Genomic DNA, 5,966 nt, shown 5'->3' with positions numbered 1-5,966 from the left:
GGAGTAATCGCGCTGAGTTCTTTTAGTTGTTGATTTCATAACACTCTCCAATTTTGGGGTGGAAAGTGTCAACCTTAGAAAATTGAACGGCCAATTCGCTCTGAGAGCAGCTCAAGCGCCTTAGTACCAGCAAGCGAGTTACCTGAAGGATCAAGCTCTGGAGACCATACTGAAATGGTCATTTCACCAGGTACTACCGCGATAATGCCACCACCAACACCAGACTTACCAGGCATTCCAACGCGATAAGCAAACTCGCCCGCGCCATCATACAAGCCACACGTTGCTAACAGTGCATTAAGTTGTTTGGTTTGCACAGGAGAAACTACAGGCTTACCCGTTTGTACCGATGTGCCCTTGTTTGCTAAATAGCTAAACGTTTTAGCCAAATCGACGCAACTCATCTTCAGCGCACAAGCGTGGAAGTAGTTTTGTAGTACTGGAATCACTTCATTTTCGAAGTTGCCAAACGAACGCATGAGATATGCAATCGCCGCATTACGATCACCATGCATCATTTCGGATGCCGCAACGACTTTGTCATACACAATATGGGTATCACCAGAAAGCTGACGCACAAACTCCAACAGGCGCTGACGAGGCGCAGATAAGCGAGTTTGTAACAAATCCGCCACTACTATCGCTCCAGCATTTATAAATGGATTACGAGGAATACCTTGCTCCATTTCTAGCTGGATTAGCGAATTAAATGCCTGCCCCGAAGGCTCTTTTCCCACTCGAGACCAAATTTCTTCTTGCTTGTACAAGCACATCGCTAACGTCAAGCTCAATGCTTTTGAAATAGATTGGATAGAGAAAGGTTCATCGGCATCACCCGCCTTAATAACCTCACCTTCGTTGGTGTATACCGCAATACCTAACTTGTTGCTGGGTACTTTTGCCAGAGCAGGAATATAATCAGCCACTTTACCTTGGCCGATTAAAGGGCGTACTTCCGCCAAAATATCTGTCAAAATTTCCACTGTCGGTTTCATTCTCTACCTTCTATTTACAAGAGAACTCGTTGAGCTCAGAGGTAAAAAAAGCCAACGTGTCGTTGGCTTTTCCATAGGGTTCGTTCGACTCAAGTCGATTATGGTTTTACTGCCACAATAATATTGCGGTTGATAGATTGATCAACACGGTGAAGATAACCGATGTAAGGCTCTTCTGAAAGTACCTTCCAACCTTGCTCTTCAAATAATGCCGCGACATCTTTCCATTTCAATGTGAATTCATTGAAAGACAACACCACTGAACCTTGCTTTTTCAATACCACTTTCCATGCAGGCAGAGCCTCTTTTAAAAGCTCTAGTGGGCTGCGGTTCAGTTTGCTGTCCTTGGCATTTTTGCTGCCGTGCTGCACGCCATAAGGCAGATCAGACACCATCACATCAACTGAGTTCTTTTTCACGACTTGCTCAGCGATACGAGTATCAGCCGAATACAGCTTCATAAACTGAAGATTGCCTTGGTTGTAATCTTCTTTATTTGCTGCAGCTTCAACCACGAAACCATCCGCCACTTTCTTGCCACCCGCAGTGCGCTTTTCTTTGCTCACTTTGTGCTTAAAGCGGCCATTCTTCATGAACTTAACAATAAAGGTCTGGATCTCTTGCACCCACTTGGCGTTGATCTCAACCCCTACCACGTTCAAACCGTGGATCAAGCCTTCAAATAAGGTTGTACCTTTACCACACATTGGATCCATTAAGGTCAGTTGTTCACTTCCCGTATTGGACGCACTAATGCCGATATTCACCATCAAACGGGTAAACTGCTCATTTGTTTTCCCGGTGTAGCGCAAAATCTGGCTCATGCTTTCCGGGAAAGTGTTAAATACGGGCGCTTGAACTGGTCGAAGTAAACCATCTTCGCGCACTTCAAATAGCGCATAGTAAATCGAAGAGGCTGCGATTCTTCGCGCCTGCTCATCGGTTAGCGCTTCCTGACAAGAAAACACCAACGCAGCAGGTAAGCCAACGTTTTTACTACCAATTTCTGTCACATCCACGCCTTGTGAAGCTAAAATTGCTTTTAGTTCAGAACAGGCAATGGTCATTGCGCTATCAAAGTAAATTCGGTTATGACCCGGATTCGCTAATATCGCGTAATGGTACATCCCATGAACTCCTCTGGTTACGCAATACGCTTATATTTGATATCCCAAACACCGTGACCAAGACGGTGACCACGAGCTTCAAACTTCGTTAGCGGGCGATCGTCTGGACGAGGAACGAAATCACCATCTTTAGCAATGTTTTCGAAACCTGGCGCTTGGTTCATCACTTCAATCATGTGCTCTGCGTAGTTTTCCCAGTCGGTCGCCATGTGGAAAATACCTTCATTAGGGATAAGCTTCTCACGCACCATTTCCGCAAAACCTAATTGAACAATACGACGCTTGTGGTGACGCTTCTTATGCCAAGGGTCTGGGAAGAACAATTGCAGTGTCGATAAGCTGCCATTTGGGATCATGTGTTCGAATACTTCTACCGCATCGTGACACATTACACGCAGGTTAGTAATTCCCGCCTCGCGAGCATCGGCAAGACAAGCACCAACGCCTGGGCTATGAACTTCGATACCGATGAAGTTTTTCTCTGGCGCGTTCTTTGCCATTTCAACCAATGAAGCACCCATACCAAAACCGATCTCAAGCACTACTGGGTTATCGTTGCCAAACACCTCTTTCCAATCGAGAAGTTCAGCTTTGAAGTCAATACCCATCGTAGGCCAGCATTCATTCATCGCGCTCTCTTGACCTTTAGTCAAACGCCCTTCACGGCGTACAAAGCTGCGGATTTTGCGGATCAGCTTTCCGTCTTCGTTGTATTCGTTAGTGGTTACTTCACTCATTGATTTTGCCTGCACATTGATTAATCAAAGCGGGGATTATCCAAAGAATTTACTTAGGTGCAAGTATTTGTTGAGCTCTTGGTCTATGGCAACCCAAAAGCAACGAAACACCTCTTTATATCCCTACTGTTTATCCGTTGTACTTCTTGCCCATTATGTGGTGCAATTTTGCACCTAACCAATAATAGAATACAGAGCAAGTCGTGACACCTTTCGCCAGTGCCATCCTAGAATGGTATGACGCATATGGAAGAAAAGATCTTCCGTGGCAACAAAATAAGACCGCATACAGTGTCTGGTTGTCTGAAATTATGCTTCAGCAAACTCAGGTCACTACGGTTATTCCGTATTACCAACGTTTCTTGGAGCGCTTTCCAACCGTGATCGATCTTGCCAATGCTGAGCAAGATGAAGTCCTACACCTTTGGACTGGCTTAGGGTATTACGCCCGAGCCCGTAACCTTCACAAAGCAGCACAAGAGGTCGCCTCTACATACAATGGTGAGTTTCCTCTTGATATAGAGAAAATGAACGCCCTACCGGGGATTGGTCGCTCTACCGCTGCCGCCATTTTATCGTCTGTGTATAAACAACCACACGCGATTCTTGATGGTAACGTGAAGCGCACCCTATCCCGCTGTTTCGCAGTTGCAGGATGGCCAGGACAAAAAAAGGTTGAAAACCAGCTGTGGGAAATTGCCGAAACGCACACCCCACAAACGGATGTAGATAAGTATAACCAGGCAATGATGGACATGGGCGCAATGGTCTGCACACGCAGCAAACCCAAATGTAGCCTCTGCCCTGTTGCTGATCTGTGTGTGGCAAAGCAACAAGGTAATGTGCTCGACTACCCGGGCAAAAAACCGAAGAAAGATAAGCCAATCAAGCAAACTCGTTTCGTGATGCTTCACCACAACACCGAAAATGGTCATGAGGTGTGGTTGGAGCAAAGACCACAAACAGGCATTTGGGGTGGCTTATTCTGCTTCCCACAAACCGAACATGTGGATGCAGAAAGCGACATTGAATTGCTACTGGATCAACGCGGCATTCAAGCCAGCAATATCAAACAGAAGCAAACACTGATTACCTTTCGTCATACATTCAGCCATTACCACCTAGATATCACGCCAATTTTGATTGATTTATCAAAGCAACCGGACGTGATAATGGAAGGCAACAAAGGTCTTTGGTATAACTTATCTAAACCTGAAGAAGTCGGTTTAGCCGCGCCAGTAAAACTATTGCTGGAAACGCTACCCCACGAACTTCGTTAATTGAATACAAGGAGTCATTATGAGCCGCACTGTATTTTGTGCTCGACTAAAGAAAGAAGGCGAAGGTCTAGACTTTCAACTTTACCCTGGTGAACTAGGTAAACGCATTTTCGACAACATCTCGAAAGAAGCGTGGGCTCAGTGGCAACACAAACAAACCATGTTGATCAACGAGAAGAAACTCAACATGATGGATCCAGAACACCGCAAACTGATCGAAACAGAAATGGTAAATTTCCTCTTTGAAGGAAAAGACGTTCATATCGAAGGTTACACACCGCCGAGCGAATAAAGTCGCTTGAGTTAAACAATGACATCACAACCATTTGTGGTGTCATTTTTCTATTACCTTCAATAACTCTGATACTTATGAAAAAAATTGTCTTTATTGCTGCCGCACTTTTAATGGCAGGCTGTAGCCGTGAATTCGTCGAAAAGATTTATGACGTCAACTACGAGCCAACAAACCGTTTTGCCAATAACTTAGCTGAGCTACCAGGACAATTTGAAAAAGATACTGCGGCGCTAGATGCCTTAATCAATAGCTTTTCAGGCAATATTCAAAAGCGCTGGGGTAAAAAAGAAATCAAGTACGCTGGCAAGAGTAATTACGTTAAGTACATCGATAACTACCTTAGCCGCGCCGAGGTCGACTTTCGCAAAGGCGTGATCACGATAGAGACCGTATCACCGACAGAGCCCCAAAAACACCTAAAAGACGCGATTGTCACCACCTTATTAACACCAGACGATCCCGCTCACGTCGACTTATTCTCCTCTAAAGGTATCACGTTAGAGGGGCAACCATTCCTGTATAAACAAGTTGTCGACCAAGACAATAAGCCAATTCAATGGTCTTGGCGGGCAAACCGATTTGCGGAATACCTCATCGCAAATAAAATAAAAACCAAAAATGTAGATTTCAAGAAAGCGTATTACGTCGAAATTCCCATGGTTGAAGACCACTTTTCAACTCGCAGCTACCAATACGCCGATATCGTGCGTCGAGCTTCCAAGAAATACGACATTCCAGAAGACTTGATATACGCCATTATTAAAACCGAGAGCAGTTTCAACCCATACGCGGTAAGTTGGGCAAATGCATATGGCCTAATGCAAGTTGTACCTAAAACAGCGGGACGAGATGTGTTCAAACTCGTGAAAAAGCGCTCGGGCCAACCAAGCCCTGAATATTTGTTTAATCCAGAAAACAACATAGATACTGGTACTGCGTATTTCTATATCTTAAAAAATCGTTATTTAAGAGAAGTCCGCCACCCTACCTCTCTCGAGTACAGCATGATTTCAGCTTACAATGGCGGTACTGGAGGAGTTTTAAACACATTTCATCGCAGTGATCGCAAACGCGCAATGCAAGATCTTAATTCATTGCAACCCAACCAAGTTTATTGGGCGTTAACCAAGAAACACCCGAACGCAGAAGCGCGTCGCTACCTAGAAAAAGTTACAAATTTCAAAAAGGAATTTAACTCGAAGCAAACTTTGTAGTGACAGTTGAATAAAAAGCGTTCGAACAACCACTTTTTTGAAATTATTTAAAAAAAGTGGTTGACGCAACGCGGGAAAATCCGTTTAATAGCGCTCCGTTGCCCGGATAGCTCAGTCGGTAGAGCAGAGGATTGAAAATCCTCGTGTCGGTGGTTCGATTCCGCCTCCGGGCACCACAATTTGATTTGTTGGTGTCTTAACGAAATGTTATAACACGGACAAAAGCACAAAGAATAAAGTGTGCCGACTTAGCTCAGTAGGTAGAGCAACTGACTTGTAATCAGTAGGTCACCAGTTCGATTCCGGTAGTCGGCACCA

Annotated in this window: 6 protein-coding genes and 2 tRNA genes; 5 read left to right on the top strand and 3 right to left on the bottom strand. The window is 44.8% G+C overall.

Translation table 11 applies throughout. The features are described from left to right. Positions 1-74: 74 nt before the first annotated feature. The 3 genes from glsB to trmB all read right to left on the bottom strand — a co-directional run bounded on the left by glsB (position 75) and on the right by trmB (position 2,859). Entirely contained in the window at positions 75-995 is a 921-nt protein-coding gene (gene glsB / locus R7Z10_RS23730) for a glutaminase B (RefSeq protein ID WP_005381007.1), read from the bottom strand. A 98-nt stretch (positions 996-1,093) separates the two neighbouring features. Further along, complete coding sequence (locus R7Z10_RS23725) at positions 1,094-2,122, bottom strand: DNA methylase (protein ID WP_318109319.1); 1,029 nt, start codon at positions 2,120-2,122, stop codon at positions 1,094-1,096. 17 nt (positions 2,123-2,139) lie between these two features. Further along, positions 2,140-2,859, bottom strand: a complete 720-nt coding sequence (trmB, locus tag R7Z10_RS23720) for a tRNA (guanosine(46)-N7)-methyltransferase TrmB (RefSeq protein WP_005384506.1) — start codon at positions 2,857-2,859, stop codon at positions 2,140-2,142. A gap of 203 nt (positions 2,860-3,062) precedes the next feature. On the opposite strand from trmB, the gene mutY reads away from it, so the two are divergent. From mutY to R7Z10_RS23695, 5 genes are all read left to right on the top strand, one after another. Continuing rightward, positions 3,063-4,139 carry an A/G-specific adenine glycosylase gene (gene mutY / locus R7Z10_RS23715; RefSeq protein WP_017635575.1) on the top strand — a complete coding sequence of 359 codons (1,077 nt, stop codon included), beginning with the start codon at positions 3,063-3,065 and terminating at the stop codon, positions 4,137-4,139. Positions 4,140-4,158: 19 nt separating this feature from the next. Then, positions 4,159-4,431, top strand: coding sequence for an oxidative damage protection protein (locus R7Z10_RS23710; protein ID WP_005381002.1), 273 nt, complete (start codon positions 4,159-4,161; stop codon positions 4,429-4,431). A gap of 77 nt (positions 4,432-4,508) precedes the next feature. Beyond that, on the top strand, positions 4,509-5,648 hold the full coding sequence (gene mltC, locus R7Z10_RS23705; RefSeq protein ID WP_005381001.1) for a membrane-bound lytic murein transglycosylase MltC: 1,140 nt from the start codon (positions 4,509-4,511) through the stop codon (positions 5,646-5,648). Positions 5,649-5,748: 100 nt separating this feature from the next. After that, positions 5,749-5,824: transfer RNA gene (locus R7Z10_RS23700), tRNA-Phe, on the top strand. 66 nt (positions 5,825-5,890) lie between these two features. Further along, a tRNA-Thr gene (locus R7Z10_RS23695) sits at positions 5,891-5,966 on the top strand.

The organism is Vibrio sp. Vb1018, assembly GCF_033338775.1.
In the GTDB taxonomy this organism is placed as follows: domain Bacteria; phylum Pseudomonadota; class Gammaproteobacteria; order Enterobacterales; family Vibrionaceae; genus Vibrio; species Vibrio alginolyticus.
The sequence above is the reverse complement of the archived record's forward strand: the minus strand, read 5'-3'. Positions and strand labels throughout refer to the sequence as shown.

Bases quoted from the DNA above. Each gene is read 5' to 3' on its own strand.
- glsB (WP_005381007.1), bottom strand. From the start codon at position 995: ATGAAACCGACAGTGGAAATTTTGACAGATATTTTGGCGGAAGTACGC.
- R7Z10_RS23725 (WP_318109319.1), bottom strand. From the start codon at position 2,122: ATGTACCATTACGCGATATTAGCGAATCCGGGTCATAACCGAATTTAC.
- trmB (WP_005384506.1), bottom strand. From the start codon at position 2,859: ATGAGTGAAGTAACCACTAACGAATACAACGAAGACGGAAAGCTGATC.
- R7Z10_RS23710 (WP_005381002.1), top strand. From the start codon at position 4,159: ATGAGCCGCACTGTATTTTGTGCTCGACTAAAGAAAGAAGGCGAAGGT.
- mltC (WP_005381001.1), top strand. From the start codon at position 4,509: ATGAAAAAAATTGTCTTTATTGCTGCCGCACTTTTAATGGCAGGCTGT.